Raw genomic sequence first — 17,354 nt, forward strand, 5'->3', positions numbered from 1 at the left:
CGTCAGTTGTCGTCCGGATAGGTCGCCGCAACGAAATAGAGGCCGTGCGGCGGCGCGTTGAGGCCCAGTTCCTGCCGGTCGCGCGCTTCCAGCGCCTTTTTCACATCACCGACAGCCCAGCGGCCCATGCCGACGAGTGCAAGGCAGCCGACCATAGAGCGCACCTGGTGATGCAGGAAACTGCGCGCCGCAGCATGGATCAGGACGTGATCCCCGTCACGTTCCACCTCCAGCCGGTCGAGCGTCTTTTGTGGACTGGCCGACTGGCAATGAGCAGACCGGAAGGTCGTGAAGTCGTGGTTGCCGACCAGCGCCTGCGCGGCCTCATGCATGGCTTTTTCGTCGAGCGGCTGGGGCACCTGCCAGGCGCGGTTTTTCTCCAGCGTCAGCGGCGCGCGGCGATTGGCGATCCTGTAGACATAGCTGCGCCCGGTGCAGGTGAAGCGCGCGTGCCAATCGTCCGGTACGACCTCACATTGCGTCACTGCCACCGGATCGGGGCGGAGCTTTGCGTTGAGTGCCTCCATAAGTCGAAAAGGTTCGATATCCTTTTCGATGTCGAGATGGCTGCGCATCGCCAGCGCGTGCACGCCCGTATCTGTCCGCCCGGCGCTGGCCAGCCGCACTTCCTCGCCGGTTACCGCGAAGGCCGCTTCCTCGACGGCCTGTTGCACGCTCGGCCCGTGCGGCTGGCGCTGCAGGCCGAAAAACGGCGTTCCGTCGAATTCCAGGGTGAGCGCGAAACGGGTCACGAAAGGCGGGTGCCTTGCGCAATCGGATTGCCGCGCAGGAAAGTCTCGAGGTCCATGCGCGGCTTGCCCGCCCGTTGCAATTCGAGCGGCCGGATCGCCCCTTCTCCGCAGGCGATGGCGAGGCGGTCGTCCAGCACCTCTCCCGCATCACCCGACCCCTCGCATAACTCTGCCCGCAGCAGTTTCACCCGCTGCCCGTCATGGTCGAACCATGCGCCGGGGAAGGGTGACAGGCCGTGTACGTGACGCACGACCTCTTCTGCCGGACGGGTCCAGTCCAGTCGGGCCTCGGCCTTGTCGATCTTGGCGGCATAGGTCGCCTCGGCATCGTCCTGCTCGACCGCGTGCAAGGCGCCGAGATCGATGAGCGTGCCGACCATCAACTGCGCACCCAGTTCGGCCAGTTCCTCGGTCAATTCGCCCGTGGTCTTGTCCTCGATCGGTGTGCGCACGGTGGCGAGCATGGGGCCGGTATCGAGGCCCGCTTCCATCTGCATGATCGTGACGCCCGTCACCTCGTCACCCGCCATGATCGAGCGGTGGATGGGCGCCGCGCCGCGCCAGTGCGGCAGGATGGAGGCATGGACATTGAGGCAGCCGTGTTCCGGCGCATCGAGGATCGCCTGCGGCAGGATCAGGCCATAGGCCGCGACCACCGCGATATCGGCATCGAGCGCAGCAAAAGCCACCTGCTCCTCGGCCGATTTCAGCGATTTGGGATGGCGCACCTCGATCCCCAGCCGGTCTGCACGCTCGTGCACGGCGGTTTTGGTCAGTGCCTTGCCGCGCCGACCGCCGGGGCGGGGCGGCTGCGTATAGACGCACACCACTTCATGCGCCGCATCGACCAGCGCCTGCAGCGTGGGCACGGCGAAATCCGGGCTTCCCATGAAGATTATGCGCATGACGTGTTCTATGGCCTTTCTTGGTCGCGCTTGCGCCCCTATCTGTGCATCTATGGCATCGCAAGAGATCGAGACGCTGGCCGCCGCGCTGGCGCGCCTTCCCGGCCTCGGCCCGCGCAGCGCGCGCCGTGCCGTGCTGTGGCTGGTGAAACGGCGCGAGAGCGCGCTGCCCGCGCTGCTCGAGGCACTCGCCACAGTGGGCGAGGCGCTGGTCGAATGCGACACCTGCGGCAATGTCGACACCACCAACCCCTGCGGCATCTGCGCCGATCCGCGCCGCGACGGCAAGGGGCTGTGCGTGGTAGAGGACGTGGCGGATCTATGGGCGCTCGACCGGGCGAAGCTGTTTACCGGCAAGTACCACGTGCTCGGCGGCAAGCTGTCGGCACTGGACGGTATTCGCCCTGAAGACCTCAATATCGCCAGCCTGCTTTCGCGCGTCGAGGCGGGCGGGGTGGACGAAGTGGTCCTCGCCATGAACGCAACTCTCGAAGGCCAGACCACCGCGCATTACATCGCCGAACGGCTGGAGGATTTCCCGATCCGCATCACGCAGCTGGCGCACGGCCTGCCGGTCGGCGGAGAGCTGGACTATCTTGACGAGGGCACTCTGGCGCAGGCGCTGCGTGCGCGGCGGCCGCTCGGCTAATCGATCAGTGAGTGCAGGCCAATTCGATTGAATTGGTCGCATTCAGCGCCTATCTGACCCCTCATGGCTATCCGTGAAATCCTCGAAGTGCCGGATTCCCGGCTCAAGACCGTGTCCGAACCCGTAACCGAGTTCGACGACGAGCTGAAAACGCTGGTCGAGGACATGTTCGAAACCATGTATGCCGCGCCCGGCATCGGCCTCGCCGCGATCCAGGTCGGCGTGCCCAAGCGCCTGCTCGTCATCGATCTTCAGCCCGAAGACACCGATGCAGAGCCGGAAGAGTGCGATCACGGCGGTCATCACCACCACCACTATCCGACGAAGAAGGAACCGCGGGTCTTCGTGAACCCTGAAATCCTCGATCCGGCGGAAGATCTGGCGAGCTACCAGGAAGGCTGCCTTTCGGTCCCCGACATCTTCGCCGATGTGGATCGTCCGGCCACTTGCCGCGTGCGCTACCAGGACCTCGACGGCAAGGTTCACGAAGAAGAGATGGAAGGCCTGATGGCCACCTGCATCCAGCACGAGATGGACCACCTCGAAGGCATTCTCTTCATCGACCATCTTTCGCGCCTCAAGCGCAACATGGCCCTGAAGAAGCTGAAGAAACTGCGTGAGGCAGCCTGACCGGATCAGCTGGTCGCAGGCGGCACTGGCCGGACTGCTGTTCGCCCTGCTCAGCTGCACCTGGCGCTATTTCAGCGACGGAACGGGTTTCGACGAGCTCGCGATCCGCTTCGCCGCCTATTTCCTCGCCTTCACGGTGGGGTTTTATTTCCTCTACAACCTCGTGGTGAAACGCCAGCGGTAGATAGCTTTCCGCGCCCTCTGGCGTTCTCTCTCCGTTCCGCCTAATGTCGCGGCATGGATCCGATGATTTTCATTCTTATCGCATTGTTCGGCGGCCTCCTTGTCGGAGGGCTCGCAGGCTGGTTTTTCGGCTCGCGCCCGGTGGCGGAATGGAAGGCCCGCCATGCGGATCGCGATGGCGAGGCAAAGGACCTGTCCGAAAAGCTGTCACGCATGGCGCCCGAACTGGCGACCATGTCCGATCGCGCGGCGCGGGCGGACGAGCTGGCGCGCAAGCTGGACGAAGAGCGCGAGGCGCATGGCGCGCTGAAAGCGCGGGCCGCCGGTTTTGAGGAACAGAAGCGCCTGCTGGAAGAATCGCGGGCCAACCTGCTCAAGGAATTCGAGAATACCGGTGCGAAAGTCCTCGGCGCAGCGCAGGAGAAGTTTCTCGAACGGGCGAGCGAACGGCTGGGCCACTCGGAAAAGACTTCGGAAGAAAAGATCAAGGCCCTGCTGCAACCGGTCGGGGAACGGCTGGCCAAGTACGAACGCCAGGTTGCCGATCTCGAAGAAAAGCGCACCGACGCCTTCGGGCGCCTTTACCAGCAAATCACCGAAATGCAGCGCGGGCAGGAAGAGGTCCGGCGTGAGGCGCAGCGGCTTGGCAACAGCCTCACCAACGCTCCCAAGGCGCGCGGTCGCTGGGGTGAGCGGGCCTTGCAGAACGTGCTGGAACAGTGCGGCCTGTCGGAGCACACCGATTTCATTCTCGAACAGTCGGTCGATACCGAAAGCGGACGCCTGCGACCCGATGCCATCGTCAACGTGCCGGGCCAGAAGAAGCTGGTGATCGATGCGAAGGTCTCGCTCAATGCCTACCAGGCCGCGTTCGAGGCTGAGGACGATGGTGAGCGCGCACGGCACATGGACCAGCATGCCAAGTCGATGCGCGGCCACGTCCAGACGCTCGGCTCCAAGGGCTACCAGAGCCAGTTCGACGACGCGCCCGACTATGTGGTCATGTTCGTCCCCGGCGAACATTTCGTGGCCGCCGCGCTCGAACACGATCCGGAACTGTGGGACTTCGCGTTCCACAACAAGGTGCTGCTTGCAACGCCGACCAACCTTGTCGCAATCGCGCGAACCGTCGCGCAGGTCTGGCGGCAGGACACGATCGCCCAGGAAGCGGTCGCCATCGGTAAAGCGGGGGCAGAGCTCTACGACCGTCTTGCGGTTGCTGCGGAACACATGAAGCGCGTCGGCGGCGGGTTGGAAACCGCGGTCAACAATTACAACAAGTTCGTGGGCAGTTTCGAGCGTAATGTGCTGTCTGCCGGACGTCGTCTTTCCGAACAGGGCATCGAGATCGGCAAGCGCGAGATCGAGGAAGTGCCCAAGGTCGAGGCGACCCCGCGCTACAATGCCGAGGATGCGGCACAGATTGAAGACGGCCGCGAGGCGGCCGAATAGGCGCTATCTCTCGAAGACGATCTCGCCGTTGACGATTGTCATTACGATCCCGCCTTCCAGTATCTTCGCGGGATCGGTCCGGGCGAGGGTGAACGGGTCGATGTCCATGACCGTCAGATCGGCCCAGCGGCCGGGAGCGATGATGCCGGTCTCGTCTTCGCGGAAGCCCGCATAGGCCGACCACGAAGTATAGGCGCGGATCGCTTCCTCGATGGTTACCGCCTCTTCGGGATACCACCCGCCGTCGGGCTGCAGGTCCTTGTCGCGCCGCGTAACGGCTGCGTGAAGCCCGTAGAAGATGCTGTGATCGCTGCCTGGATTGTCGGCGTTGAAAGTCATCCGTGCGCCATTTCGCAGCAAGGTGCGCCAGGCATAGGCCCCGCGAATACGCTTTGACCCGAGCCTGTCTTCGGCCCAGGTCTTGTCCTCCACCGCGTGCGGCGGTTCCATCGATGCGATGACGCCCAGTTCGGCAAAGCGGTCCATGTCTTCGGGGGCGATGACCTGTGCGTGCTCGATCCGGTGGCGATTGTCGCGTGCAGCGGGGGCCTCTGCAAAGACGTTTTCGAGAATGTCGAGCGCCTCGCGGTTGCCCGCGTCACCGATGGCGTGGATGCCGGTCTGGAAGCCCGCTTTCATGGCCGCTTCGTTCAATTCGCGATCGAAGCCGTATCCGCTCCCGCTGACGCCGCGATGGCCGGGACGGTCCGCGTAATCTTCCAACAGCCGCGCCCCGCGCGAGCCCAGCGCCCCGTCGTAATAGGCCTTCACGGATCGCGTCACGAGCATGGAATCCGTGTCGCTGTCCGGTCCCCTCGCGATCCAGCGGCGCATCAGTGGCTCATCGCGCAAGGAAAGCATGGCGTAGACGCGGATCGGAAAGGTACCGGCCTCTTCCAAGGCGGCGAACGTCTCCATCGCGTGCGTATCAGCGCCTGCTTCATGGACCGTGACATAGCCGTCGCGCGCCATCTGCATCAGGCCCTTTTGCGTCTGCCGCATACGGGTTTCGAGAGATGCCGTGGGGATCGCCTCGTCCAGCATGGTCGTGGCCCGGTTGAGAAACAGGCCGCTGGGCGCGCCATCGTCGCCGAGCCGCATTTCGCCACCTTCCGGCACTGCGCTCTGCGCCGTGATCCCGGCCGCATCGAGAGCCGCTTGGTTGGCCCATAGCCCGAAACCGTGAAGGCTCCGCATGACGACCGGATGATCGGGCACGGCTTCGCTTAGGAGCGCCTTGTCGGGATAGGCATTGGCCCATGCGCCTTCGTCCCAACCTGCGCCGATAATCCATTCTCCGGCAGGCAGCATCTTCGCGCGTTCGGCAACGAGCGCGACGGCTTCGGCTTCGGTCGCGACATCGGTGAGATCGACGGCATCCAGCTTTGCGCCGAATTCGACCACATGGGTGTGCGTGTCTACAAGGCCCGGGAGGACAGTCGCGCCGCGAAGATCGACTATGCGCGTTTCGGCACCCTGCCACGCAAGAGCATCCTGCGCGCTTCCGGCAAACACGATTGCGCCATCGTCGATCGCGACTGCTTCGGCGTCAGGTCGCCAGTTCGAGCCATCGAAAGGCGCGTCGGCAGCAGGCTTGCCGTCCCCGTCAGGGTCGCCCCAGGCGAGCGAATAGACCCGCGCGTTGGTAAGAATCAGATCGGCCGGATCGGCCTGTGCCACTTCGACGGGGGCAGTGACGCAGGCTGACAGGAGCAAGGCCCCAGCTACTCCGGCAAACCTTGCGCTTTTCATCATCCCGTCTCTCCCTTGCCGCGATTAGGCAGCAATTCGGACGCGGGATCAAGCGCTTCCACTGTCGAGTGCTGCCAGCACCTCGTAGCCAAGCACTGCAGCCGCAACCGCGGCATTGAGGCTGTCGGCGCGGCCTTTCATTGGCATGGTCACGCGAAGGTCGCACGCCATCTCGTATTCTTCGGGCAGGCCCCGGCTTTCGTTGCCGACCATGACGAAACAGGGCGCGGCATAAGGTGCGCTGCGATAGGGTTCGGCATCGCGCAGCGAAGCGGCGACCAGCTGGCCGTCGCCGGCACGCAGCCATTGTTCGAACTCGGTCCATGCAGCGCGCGCAACGCGCCGCGTGAAGATGGCGCCCATGCTGGCGCGTACTGTTTCGACACTGAAGGGGTCTGCGCAATCGTCGATCAGGATGACGCCACCTGCACCGATGGCATCGGCGGTTCGGAGCATCGTGCCAAGATTGCCGGGATCGCGCAGCGCCTGCGCCACCAACCAGATATCGGCAGCATTCCTGTCGAGCGCGGCAAGCGAAGTGTCGAATTCGGCGAATACACCGGCGACCGCCTGCGGATTATCCTTGCCGGTGATCTTGGCGAGGATGTCGGGCGAGGTTTCGATGATCTCGCCGCCCGATGCCTCGACCGCTCGCTCCAGTTCGGACAGCAGCGGATGCGGGTCGCGCTTGTCGGACAGGACCAGCGTCTCCGGCACATGACCGCATTCTCGCGCATCGGTGAGCAGGCGGAGACCCTCTGCGAGGAACTTGCCCGCCGCCTTGCGGTGCTTCTTTTCGCGCAGGGCACGCAGCGCCTTGACCGTGGGATTGGAAAAGCCGGTGATGATCCGGCGCGCGTCGCTGCGCTCGCCCATCATGTCAGGGCTCTCCGAAACCGTCCTCGATCATGGCGGACAGGTCGGCCATGACAGTGTCCGCACCGTTTCCCGCAACGATAAGTTCGATCGTGTCGCCCTTGGCCGCTCCGAGCATCATGAGGCCAAGGATGCTTCCCCCTGCAGCTTCGTTGCTGCCCTTCGCAACGCGTACCGAGCAGCCTTCGGGTACTTCCGCGACCGCGCCGACGAACTTGGCGCTGGCCCGTGCATGAAGCCCGCGCTGATTGACGACGGTGAGGGTCCTGCGAAGCTCGCTCAACTTGCCTTCCGTTCGCTATCGATTTCCTGGCCGAGGAACTCGCTCGCCACGGTAATGTAATTGCGGCCCGCCGTCTGCGCGGCGTTCACGGCATCGACAACGTTCATCGACTTGCGCGCGCCTGCAAGGCGGATCAGCATCGGCAGGTTGATCCCGGCGATCACCTCGATCCTACCGGTATCGAGCAGCGAGATCGCGAGATTGGACGGCGTGCCGCCGAACAGGTCTGTCAGGATGATCGCGCCATCGCCGTCATCGACCTTCTCGATGGCATCGGCGATATCCTTCCGCCGCAATTCCATATCGTCGTTCGGACCGATGCAGATGGTGGCGACACCTTCCTGCCGGCCAACGACGTGCTCCATCGCATCAATAAAGTGCTCGGCCAGTTTGCCGTGGGTAACGAGAATCATTCCGATCATGGGAAGTGAGCCGTGCTGTGCTTTCCGAAGGTGTTAGCTTTGTCTGTCGACCATTATGCGGCGAGGGAATCAGCGGCGCTCGAGCGGATCGGCGGGGCGGCTTCCCAGATTTCGGTGTATGACCGTGGGCGAAAATCCTGCCTCGCGCAAGACCTCGGCTGCGCGTTCGGCGCTGTAGACAGAACGGTGGCGTCCGCCGGTGCAGCCGAAAGCGATGTTCAGGTAGCTACGGCCCTGTGCGGCATAGCGTGGCAGCAATTCCCGCAAAGTGTCTGAAATGCGCGCGAAAGACGGCCCGAATGCCGGATCCGCGGCGATGTGCTCTGCGACATCTTCATCCAGTCCGGTCTGTTCGCGCAGGCCGTCGATCCAGTGTGGATTATCGAGAAATCGCATGTCGAAAACGAGGTCGGCGAGCGGGGGCATACCCCGGGCGAAACCGAAGCTCGATACGGTGATCGTCATGTCGCGGGCTTCGCTGTCGGCAAAGCGTTCGCGGACGACTTGTTGCAGCTGGTTGGTCGAAAAGCCGGTCGTGTCGATGACGCTGTCGGCCCAGCGCCTGAGCGGTTCGAGAACCTCGCGTTCGGCGGCGATCCCGCCAGCGACCGGACGGCCGCGGGCCATGGGATGGGGACGGCGGGTTTCGTTGTAACGGCGCTCCAGCTCGGCAGTGGAGCAGTCGATGAAAAGGGTCATCAACTCGATGTCATCGCGCTGTGAGATCAGTTTGCATTGTTCGATGGTCTCGGACGGGACGAAGCCGCGGGTCCGCGAATCGAAGCCGATGGCAATCGGTGCAGGGTGGTCGCTTTCGGTCCCGACGAGCCCGGTGAGCAGGCGGATCGGAAAGTTGTCGATCGCTTCCCATCCGAGGTCTTCCAGGACCTGCAAGGCGGTGCTCTTGCCCGCGCCGGACAGGCCGGTGACCAAAAGTACGCGTTGCTTTTGCGAGTCGTCGCTCATCGCGCCTTCGTAGCACCCCCGGGGGAGGGGGATGGAACCCTCAGGCCATGTTTATCCAACGCGTATTGTGCGCGCAGGGCCTGGACGGCGTCTCCCGGCCGGAAATCGATTAGCGGGATCTGGATGCCGAGGAATTTGCGATGCTGGTCTTCAAGGGGGAAGCGCGGTGCTTCAGGGTTGAGGTGCAACACCAGGGCGACTGGAGCCGTTGTGGTCGGCAGTTCGACGATGCCCACATTGCGGACTTCCATCTTGCCAGCGGTTTCGGGGGGAGGGCTGGCCACCAGAACATCGTCCGAAATATCGAGCGATATTCCATCGTCCCCGACAAGCTGTGCTCCGCGATCTATTAGCGCAAGCGCCAAAGACGACTTGCCGCTGCCCGGCGGGCCGCTGATCAGGATCGCGCGGCCGCCCAGGCTCACGCAGCTGACGTTGAAGAGCGTTTCGGTCACCGTGCAGCGGGAAGGCTGAGCACGAGGCACGCGCCTTCGACCCCGCCCGGACGCATCTCTGCGTGCAGCGTGCCATCATGCGCCTCTGCGATGGTGCGCGCAATCGCGAGGCCGAGGCCGGAGTGGTTGCCGAAATCCTCGCCATCGGGACGGTCGGAATGGAAGCGGTGGAAGACTTTCTCGCGCTTTTCTTCCGGAATGCCGGGGCCGCAGTCCTCGACCGCGAGGTCGACGATTCCGTCGCGGCGGGAAAGGTGGACCGCGATCGGGGCATCTTCCGGCGAGAAAGACACCGCATTGTCGAGCAGGTTGTCGATCACCCTTTCAAGGCGCATTGCAACACCCATGACGGTATAGGATCCGCCACCTGCATGGATTTCGACCTTACGGCCCTCGTTCTCTCCGCGCTCTTCGCGGCTGCTAACGATATTGCGCACAAGCGTGTCGAGATCCACGGGCTCGAATTCGGCGCGCGAGAGTTCCGCGTCGATCCGGCTGGCATCGGAAATCTCGGTGACCAGCCTGTCGATCCGGCGGACATCATGCGTCGCGATATCGAGAAGCTGGGCGCGCAATTCGGGGTCATCGACCTTGGCCAGGCTTTCGGTCGCGCTACGCAGGCTCGCCAGCGGGTTCTTGATTTCGTGCGCCACGTCGGCCGCGAAACTTTCCACCGCGTCGATCCGATGGCGCAAGGCGGCGGTCATGTCCGAGATCGACCGCGCCAGCATGCCGATTTCGTCGCGGCGCTGGGGCAGGCGGGGGACTTCCACCGCGCGGTCGCGGCCTTGGCGCACACGCACGGCTGCCTGCACGAGTTCGCGCAAGGGCCGCACGATCGTCTGCGCGAGGAAGAAGGACAGCAGCGTTGAAACAAGCAGGAACAGCAGCACGATCAGCGCGACTGTGGTGCGGGCAGAACGTACGCTCTCCGTGATGTCGACGGGATTGCGGGTCAGCAGCAAGGTATCGCCATCCAGCCCGACGGGTGCGGCCGCGTTGATCACGTGTGTACCGTCGGGCGCATCGCGCAGCACGATTTGGGTCAGGCTTTCTTCGCGGGCGCGGACCAGTTCCGGCCAGGCAGAAGCCTCGTCACTCTTTGGCTCGACATAGTCGGGCAGAGCGGGTGCCCCCACGATGCGGTCGAACCAGCGGTCCATCCTGTACGCGATGTCGCGCTGGTCGACCTCTGCCGGTTCGGGGAGGTCGAAACTGGGTGGAGCGAGCGCGAAACTGTCCGATTCCAGCTCTCCCCCGGGACCATAGACCCTGAGGCGCAGGCGCTGTTCCTTGCCGATCTGGATCAGCAAGGCTTCCTGTCGCTGGACCGTAGCACCGGCCAGGGCCTCTGCCGTGATCTGCGCTTCCACCAGCGCGAGCTTGAACCGCTCGTCCAGCAATTGCTTGCGATAGCTGTCGAGATAGAGGACGCCGCCGCCAAGGAGCACCAGCGGCAGGACATTCACGAACAGGATGCGGCTGGTGAGCGAAAGGCGGCGCGACCAGCGCAATTTCTCAAGTCGTGGATCGCCCCTGAGGACGCTGTCCTTCTCAGCCATCGCTGAAGCTGTAGCCGGCGCCGTAAAGCGTTTCGATCGAGGAAAAATCATTGTCCACGCTGCGGAACTTGCGCCGCATTCGCTTGATATGGCTGTCCACGGTGCGATCGTCGACATAGGTGTCGTCGGGATATGCAGCATCCATCAACTGGTTGCGGCTCTTGATGACGCCCGGATGCAGCGCGAGCGCCTCCAGCAGCAGGAACTCCGTCACGGTCAGCGACACCGGCTTGCCATCCCATGTGACGTGATGGCGGGCCGGATCCATGCGCAGGCGCCCACGCTCGATGATCTCGGCAGCCTTCTCGCCGACTTCGAGCGGCAGGGGGCGCCGGGCATCGCTACGGCGCAGGATCGCGCGGATGCGCGCCAGCAGCAAGCGGAGCGAGAAGGGTTTGGCGATATAATCGTCCGCACCCATCTGCAGCCCGGCTTCCTCGTCCTGCTCGTCGTCCTTGCTGGTCAGGAAAATGACGGGGAGGGCGGAGTTTTCGCGCAGGCGACGCAGCAATTCCATGCCGTCCATCTTGGGCATCTTGATGTCGAAGATCGCGAGGTCCGGCGGATTGTCGAGCAGCGCCGTCAGCGCGGCCTCCCCGTCGGAATAGACGCGCGTGGCAAAACCTTCTGCCTGCAGCGCGATAGAAACTGTTGTCAGGATGTTGCGATCGTCATCGACCAGCGCAATGGTCGTGCGGTCGTCCGCTTGCGGTGTGGCGCCCTGCGGGGCGGTGGCCTGTTCGCCTTGGTTTTCCATGGTTTGTGTCGGGTAACGCTTTTCCTTACGCAAGACAACGCACGCCGCACACGTTCTGGGCATTCTTGGTCTATGGTGGTTTGACGTTGCGGCGGGGCCGGACTAAGGGACCGGTAAGGGCGGCGCATTCGTATGCGCCAGCGATTCCCGGACACAATTCGCTCACCAGCGCTGGAGATTTCAGTGACCTTTCCGCTTTCCACCTCGCTTGCCGCGCAGGGCTTCGAGATCGATGCGACGATCCATCCCAATCTCACTTCCGAAGAACTGACCGCCGCGGCGCTCGAGCGGGGCGAAGGCCGCCGCGCCAAGCATGGCCCGCTGGTCGTCCAGACCGGAAAGCACACCGGCCGCAGCGCGAAGGACAAGTTCATCGTCCGCAACGCCGAAACCGAAGACACGGTCTGGTGGGACAACAACGCTTCGATGAAGCCGGAGCACTTCGCTGCCCTGAAACAGGACTTCATGGCGGCGCTCGCCGACAAGGAAGAGCTGTTCGTGGCCGACCTGTTCGGCGGTTCGCAGCCGGAATACCGCGTCAACGTGCGCGTCATCAACGAGCTCGCCTGGCACAACCAGTTCATCCGCACCCTGCTGGTGCGCCCGACCGAAGCCGAACTCGAAGGTTTCGTGCCCGAATACACCATCGTCGACCTGCCGAGCTTCAAGGCCGATCCGGACCGCCACGGTACTCGCAGCGAGACCGTGATTGCGGTCAACCTCGAAGAAAAGCTGATCCTGATCGGCGGCACCAAATATGCCGGCGAAATGAAGAAGAGTGTCTTCGGCATCCTCAACTACCTGCTGCCGCCCAAGGGCGTCATGCCGATGCACTGTTCGGCCAATATCGGCCCCGACGGCAAGAGCGCGGTGTTCTTCGGCCTCTCCGGCACCGGCAAGACCACGCTTTCGGCCGATGCCAGCCGTACGCTGATCGGCGATGACGAGCATGGCTGGTCGGACACGGCAGTCTTCAATTTCGAAGGTGGCTGCTACGCAAAGATGATCCGCCTCAACCCCGAGGCCGAACCGGAAATCTACGCCACCACTCGCATGGAGGGCACCGTCCTCGAAAACGTGGTGATGGACGATAATGGCGAAATCGATCTCGACGACAACAGCCTCGCGGAGAACACCCGCGGCGCCTATCCTCTGTCCTCGATCCCGAACACGTCGGACGACAACATGGGCCCGCCGCCCAGCAATGTGATCATGCTGACAGCCGATGCCTTCGGTGTCCTGCCTCCGATCGCGCGTCTTACACCCGACCAGGCGATGTATCACTTCCTGTCGGGCTACACCGCCAAGGTCGCTGGCACCGAAATCGGCGTGACCGAGCCTGAAGCGACGTTCTCGACCTGCTTCGGCGCACCCTTCATGCCCCGCCACCCGAGCGTTTACGGAAACCTTCTGAAGAAGCGTATCGCCGAAGGCGGCGCGCAGTGCTGGCTGGTCAACACCGGCTGGACCGGCGGCAAGTACGGCACCGGCAACCGCATGCCGATCAAGGCGACCCGCGCCCTGCTCAATGCGGCGCTCGACGGCAGCCTCAACGAAGCGGAATTCCGCAAGGATCCGAACTTCGGCTTCGAAGTGCCGATTGCGGTCCCGGGCGTCGACAGCCAGATCCTCGACCCGCGTTCCACTTGGGACGACAAGGACGAATACGACCGCACCGCAACCAAGCTGGTGCAGCTGTTCGTGGACAATTTCGAACCTTTCGCAGCCCATGTCGACCAGGGCGTACGCGACGCGGCACCTGCTGCCGCCTGACGGTTCATCAAGTTGGAGAGGAGAGCCCCCGGGCCGCGATCAAACGCGGCCCGGGGGTTTTCGTATCGGGATCGGGTCAGTCTTCGCCTTCGTCGGCGTCGATTTCCGGTATATCGACAATGATAGCCGACGGCCACCAGGGCTCGCCCTCGGTCGCATTTCCAAGTTGTCCGAGATAGAGCCTGGCGCGCTTGGCAAGGCCGCCGCCATGCGGGTCGGCCGATAGCGGACCCAATGTATCCATCGCGAGCGCGATTTTTCCCTCTCCGGCCTGCATCATGGCCACATTCATGCCGAGTCCCTTGTCGAAGGGCGCGAGCTGGTAGGCCCGCTCGAGTGCGTGACGAGCGCTTTCGCTCGGCATCATTCTGCGATTGACGAAGCTGCGGTAGAAATAGATCAGCGGGAGAGGATGGTCCACTTCCAGCGCATTGAGCTGGCTGAACGGAACCATCGCAGCTTCGAATGCCGCGTCTTCATCGTCGGCCTCTTCCGCCTTGCGGAACAGTGCGTAACCCTTTTGGACATAGGCATTCTTGCGGGACGGATCGAGCGCGATTGCGGCATCGGCCGCCGCGATGGCAGCATCGTCGTTGCCTGCGTCGTATTCCGCCTCCGCCAGAGCGGTCATCACGCCCGCATCGCCCGGATATTCGACCGCGATCTTGCGCGCGTCCGCAACAACCTCGGCGGCGGTTTCTTCATCGACCCCGCGCTGCGAGCGCATCCGCACGCTCATCATCTCCCCTTCGCCTTCGGACAACTGCCGTATCTCGACGGGGCTGAAGGGTATCATTTCCGGCTTCAGGACATAGTTCATCATGCGTTTTTGCTGCAGATAACTGTCGAGTTCGCGGTCGAGCGCATCAAGATCGCCGAAGACTTCCCGCCCGGCGTCGATCGACGGCATACCGCGGGCTACCCTGAGCCAATATTGCCCCAGCTGCCCCTGCCGATCCTCGCTGAAGGTCAGCATATGGTACAGCGCCCAGCTGCGACCGTAGAATGCGTCGTATCGACCGCTCCTGCTGTTCTCATAAAGCTCTTGGTCAAGCAGCTGCTCCACCGTCACCCTTTCGGCATAGGCCAGTTCAAGGCCGCGATGCTGGGCAGGACGTCCGATCTGGACGGTGCCGTCGCCGTTGAAGCTGGCGGCAGCGAAGAACTCTGCGGCGCCCTCACTCATCCAGCGGGGCATTTCGTAGCGTGTGGTCGAGATCAGGAAGTGGTGCGCATATTCGTGCAGCAGCACCGTGGTCGAAAAGCTCGGATACCCCTTCTTGTTGCGGATATCCTGGACGAACGCGCGCGATGCACCGGCACGCGGCAGGTAGAACCCGGCGAGCGTCTTGTCCTTCGTTCCCGCCAGTTCACGGATGTCCCGCTGGTTGCCCGCGACGAAGATGACGACACGATTTGACGGGCTCGGTCGATCCAGCTTCTGATTGAGGACGTGGGCCATCGCGGAATGATAGCGTTCGAGGTTCTCGGCAAAGCGCCGGATATCCTTCTCCTTGTCATCCGCGTAGATGACGAAATGCTCACTCGATGCTTCGTACCAATCTGCGTACGCAGGCGAGGCAAGCGCAAAAAGCGCCAGAAAAGCGACCCAATACTTCATTCAGACCCTCCAGTTAGTCGATATCCTAGTATATATACTTTGGATGGCAACGTTTCTGCTCGGAATTATCCGAGAAATCTGAGGCGTGTTCCTTCATCGGCGACAGATCGGTTCATTGGCGGGCTTTGAAATCGGTGCCGGGTGGCGCAATGTGCGTTTTCGATTCGATAGGGAGAGTAAGAATGAGCTTGGCCAGGATGCTTCAGGACAGCGGCGCGATTGCCAGCATGGCACGCGAGCTGAACATCGACGAGCAAACCGCACGCACAGGCGCGGGCGCCCTGCTTCCGGCCATTGTTGCCGGTATGGGTAGGACCACGGCGGGGACTTCTGGCCTTGGCGGGCTTGGCAGCATCATCGGCGGCCTTGGCGGTGGCGGCCTGCTCGAATCCGTCCTCGGCGGCGGTCCGACCGATACGGGCAAGGGTAACGACATCCTTGGCACGATCTTCGGCGGCAAGGAAACCAGCCGCGGCGTCGCCAGCGAAGTGTCGGCCATCACCGGGCTCGACGAGAACCTGCTCAAGAAGATGCTGCCGATCCTCGCGATGGCGGTCGCCGGCTACATGGCGAAGCAGGCGGGTGGTGGCAGCGCCCAGCAGGGCGGCGGCCTTGGCGGAATCCTGGGCTCGATCGTGGGCGGGCTCGCCGCGCGGTGACGCCTAAGCGGCGGGCTGTTCTCGCAACAGCCCGTCGATGTAGTTCCAGATCCGGCTGACCACGACCGATCCTTCGCCGACGGCGCTGGCGACCCGTTTGACGGATCCTGCGCGCACATCGCCGACGGCAAAAATACCGTCTGCGCTGGTTTCATAGGGCGAACTGCGCCCGGCATCGCTGCCTGTCACGACGAACCCGCCCTCATCGGTCTGCGCCAGGTCCGATAGCCATTGCGTGTTGGGCGCGGCGCCGATCATGATGAACAGCGCCCTGGTCGCGATCTCCTCTTCGCCATTGGGGCCGCTCAGCGTTACGCCTTCCAGGTGATCGTCGCCATGCAACGCGCTCGCCTCGGTCTGGTAGTGTATGGTGATCGACGGGTCGGCAATCAGCCTGTCCGTCAGATATTTCGACATGCTTTCGGCAAGGCTGTCGCCGCGCACGACGATGTGGACATGGCGCGCAGTGCGGCTGAGATACATTGCAGCCTGCCCCGCCGAATTGCCACCACCGATGACGACCGCTTCGGTCTTCGCGCAGAAGCGGGATTCCATGTCGGTGGCGGCGTAGAAAATGCCCTTGCTCTCGAATTCGGCGAGCCGGTCGAGGGGCAGGCGGCGGTACTGCACGCCGGTGGCGACCAGCACCGTTCTTGCGCAGACCTGGTCGCCATCGTCGAGATCGGCACAAAAGGTGCCGTCATCGCGGCGGACCAGCCCGCAGACCTGGCGAGGCATGGCGAAGCGGGTGCCGAATTTCATCGCCTGGATCTGCCCACGATAGACCAAGTCGGCGCCGCTGATGCCGGTCGGGAAACCCATGTAGTTCTCGATCCGGCTGCTGGTGCCTGCCTGCCCGCCGATGGCGGTGTCTTCCACCACTAGTGCCTGCAGCCCTTCGCTACCGGCATAGACTGCGGCTGCGACGCCTGCGGGTCCGGCTCCGACGATCAAAAGGTCGTAAACCGTCTCGCGGCAGACATCCATGTCGAGTCCCAAGTACTGGGCCATCTTGCGCGGGCTGGGATCGTCAATCACCCGGTCCTGTCCGAGGATCACTGCCGGGCGATGTTCCACCAGCCGGCACGCCTCCAGCGCCTCGTCGTCGTCCCCGTCGAGATCCAGCGTCTGGAAGGGTACGCGGTTGCGGCTGAGGAAGCGTTCGACCGATTGCACTGCCGCATCCTGGTCTGCACCGATCAGCTTGATCGCGCTGTTGTTGCCTTCGAACTGCTTGCGCCTGCGGGCGGCGAAAACGCCCAGCACGTGGTCCGATAATTCCGGGATGCGCGACATGAGGTCCAGCATGGCCTCGCGCGGCACTTCCAGCGTACGCGTGTCCTGCGCCGCGCGCATGGGAAGCGTATGCGAACCGGCATTGAGGAAGGCGATCTCGCCCATGAACTGAGTCGGGCCGAGGGCACTTTCGAGCAGGCGCTCTCCGGAAAACGGGTCGACGACCTCGATCTCTCCGTCGAGCACATAGACGAAGCGATCCATGACATCGCCCGCCTCGGCCACCATCGCGCCCTTGTCGTAAGTCTGCTCGGTACCGAGTTCGCGCAGGCAGGCGACATGTTCGTCGGCCAGTGGAACGCGCGGCATCGTCTCCAGGTCTTCGCCGATCTGTTCCATCAGGCCTTCCGTTCAACTCCGC

Annotated in this window: 18 protein-coding genes; 6 read left to right on the top strand and 12 right to left on the bottom strand. The window is 63.4% G+C overall.

All coding sequences use genetic code 11. The annotated features are described in order from the left end of the window. Positions 1-2: 2 nt before the first annotated feature. Positions 3-752, bottom strand: a complete 750-nt coding sequence (gene truA / locus CVE41_RS11270; RefSeq protein ID WP_100260739.1) for a tRNA pseudouridine(38-40) synthase TruA — start codon at positions 750-752, stop codon at positions 3-5. Next, positions 749-1,657: a methionyl-tRNA formyltransferase gene (gene fmt / locus CVE41_RS11275; protein WP_100260740.1), complete on the bottom strand. Its 909-nt coding sequence runs from the start codon at positions 1,655-1,657 to the stop codon at positions 749-751. Before fmt ends, truA begins: the two co-directional genes overlap by 4 nt. A gap of 52 nt (positions 1,658-1,709) precedes the next feature. Between fmt and recR the strand changes: the two genes are divergently transcribed. The 4 genes from recR to CVE41_RS11295 all read left to right on the top strand — a co-directional run bounded on the left by recR (position 1,710) and on the right by CVE41_RS11295 (position 4,571). Beyond that, positions 1,710-2,306, top strand: coding sequence for a recombination mediator RecR (gene recR / locus CVE41_RS11280; RefSeq protein WP_100260741.1), 597 nt, complete (start codon positions 1,710-1,712; stop codon positions 2,304-2,306). A gap of 63 nt (positions 2,307-2,369) precedes the next feature. Further along, positions 2,370-2,936 carry a peptide deformylase gene (locus tag CVE41_RS11285; RefSeq protein WP_100260742.1) on the top strand — a complete coding sequence of 189 codons (567 nt, stop codon included), beginning with the start codon at positions 2,370-2,372 and terminating at the stop codon, positions 2,934-2,936. Next, complete coding sequence (locus CVE41_RS11290) at positions 2,923-3,120, top strand: hypothetical protein (RefSeq protein WP_100260743.1); 198 nt, start codon at positions 2,923-2,925, stop codon at positions 3,118-3,120. The genes CVE41_RS11285 and CVE41_RS11290 overlap by 14 nt, the downstream gene beginning before the upstream one ends. A 53-nt stretch (positions 3,121-3,173) precedes the next feature. Continuing rightward, complete coding sequence (locus tag CVE41_RS11295) at positions 3,174-4,571, top strand: DNA recombination protein RmuC (protein ID WP_100260744.1); 1,398 nt, start codon at positions 3,174-3,176, stop codon at positions 4,569-4,571. 3 nt (positions 4,572-4,574) lie between these two features. Here CVE41_RS11295 and CVE41_RS11300 read toward each other — a convergent pair whose 3' ends face one another. The 8 genes from CVE41_RS11300 to CVE41_RS11335 all read right to left on the bottom strand — a co-directional run bounded on the left by CVE41_RS11300 (position 4,575) and on the right by CVE41_RS11335 (position 11,644). Beyond that, positions 4,575-6,326 (bottom strand): amidohydrolase, encoded by a 1,752-nt coding sequence (locus CVE41_RS11300; protein WP_100260745.1) that lies wholly within the window; start codon positions 6,324-6,326, stop codon positions 4,575-4,577. A gap of 45 nt (positions 6,327-6,371) precedes the next feature. Further along, positions 6,372-7,202 carry a TrmH family RNA methyltransferase gene (locus CVE41_RS11305; RefSeq protein ID WP_100260746.1) on the bottom strand — a complete coding sequence of 277 codons (831 nt, stop codon included), beginning with the start codon at positions 7,200-7,202 and terminating at the stop codon, positions 6,372-6,374. 1 nt (position 7,203) lies between these two features. Next, entirely contained in the window at positions 7,204-7,482 is a 279-nt protein-coding gene (locus tag CVE41_RS11310) for an HPr family phosphocarrier protein (protein WP_100260747.1), read from the bottom strand. Beyond that, the gene (locus CVE41_RS11315; RefSeq protein ID WP_100260748.1) at positions 7,479-7,904 is read right to left on the bottom strand and encodes a PTS sugar transporter subunit IIA; all 426 of its coding nucleotides are present in this window, start codon (positions 7,902-7,904) and stop codon (positions 7,479-7,481) included. Before CVE41_RS11315 ends, CVE41_RS11310 begins: the two co-directional genes overlap by 4 nt. A 69-nt stretch (positions 7,905-7,973) precedes the next feature. Beyond that, entirely contained in the window at positions 7,974-8,870 is an 897-nt protein-coding gene (gene rapZ, locus CVE41_RS11320) for an RNase adapter RapZ (RefSeq protein ID WP_100260749.1), read from the bottom strand. Further along, positions 8,867-9,325 (bottom strand): HPr kinase/phosphorylase, encoded by a 459-nt coding sequence (locus tag CVE41_RS11325; protein WP_100260750.1) that lies wholly within the window; start codon positions 9,323-9,325, stop codon positions 8,867-8,869. Before CVE41_RS11325 ends, rapZ begins: the two co-directional genes overlap by 4 nt. After that, positions 9,322-10,887 (bottom strand): sensor histidine kinase, encoded by a 1,566-nt coding sequence (locus tag CVE41_RS11330; protein ID WP_100260751.1) that lies wholly within the window; start codon positions 10,885-10,887, stop codon positions 9,322-9,324. Before CVE41_RS11330 ends, CVE41_RS11325 begins: the two co-directional genes overlap by 4 nt. Then, entirely contained in the window at positions 10,880-11,644 is a 765-nt protein-coding gene (locus CVE41_RS11335) for a response regulator transcription factor (protein ID WP_100260752.1), read from the bottom strand. Before CVE41_RS11335 ends, CVE41_RS11330 begins: the two co-directional genes overlap by 8 nt. A 132-nt stretch (positions 11,645-11,776) precedes the next feature. Between CVE41_RS11335 and CVE41_RS11340 the strand changes: the two genes are divergently transcribed. Then, positions 11,777-13,417 carry a phosphoenolpyruvate carboxykinase gene (locus CVE41_RS11340; RefSeq protein WP_100260753.1) on the top strand — a complete coding sequence of 547 codons (1,641 nt, stop codon included), beginning with the start codon at positions 11,777-11,779 and terminating at the stop codon, positions 13,415-13,417. 76 nt (positions 13,418-13,493) lie between these two features. Here the strand turns inward: CVE41_RS11340 and CVE41_RS11345 are convergent, their stop codons facing one another. Next, positions 13,494-15,038: a DUF1570 domain-containing protein gene (locus CVE41_RS11345; RefSeq protein ID WP_100260754.1), complete on the bottom strand. Its 1,545-nt coding sequence runs from the start codon at positions 15,036-15,038 to the stop codon at positions 13,494-13,496. A gap of 182 nt (positions 15,039-15,220) precedes the next feature. Between CVE41_RS11345 and CVE41_RS11350 the strand changes: the two genes are divergently transcribed. Further along, complete coding sequence (locus tag CVE41_RS11350; RefSeq protein WP_100260755.1) at positions 15,221-15,697, top strand: DUF937 domain-containing protein; 477 nt, start codon at positions 15,221-15,223, stop codon at positions 15,695-15,697. 3 nt (positions 15,698-15,700) lie between these two features. Here the strand turns inward: CVE41_RS11350 and CVE41_RS11355 are convergent, their stop codons facing one another. Continuing rightward, positions 15,701-17,332 carry an FAD-dependent oxidoreductase gene (locus CVE41_RS11355; protein ID WP_100260756.1) on the bottom strand — a complete coding sequence of 544 codons (1,632 nt, stop codon included), beginning with the start codon at positions 17,330-17,332 and terminating at the stop codon, positions 15,701-15,703. Positions 17,333-17,354: the final 22 nt, after the last annotated feature.

The organism is Qipengyuania seohaensis (genome assembly GCF_002795865.1).
GTDB classification, from domain to species: domain Bacteria; phylum Pseudomonadota; class Alphaproteobacteria; order Sphingomonadales; family Sphingomonadaceae; genus Qipengyuania; species Qipengyuania seohaensis.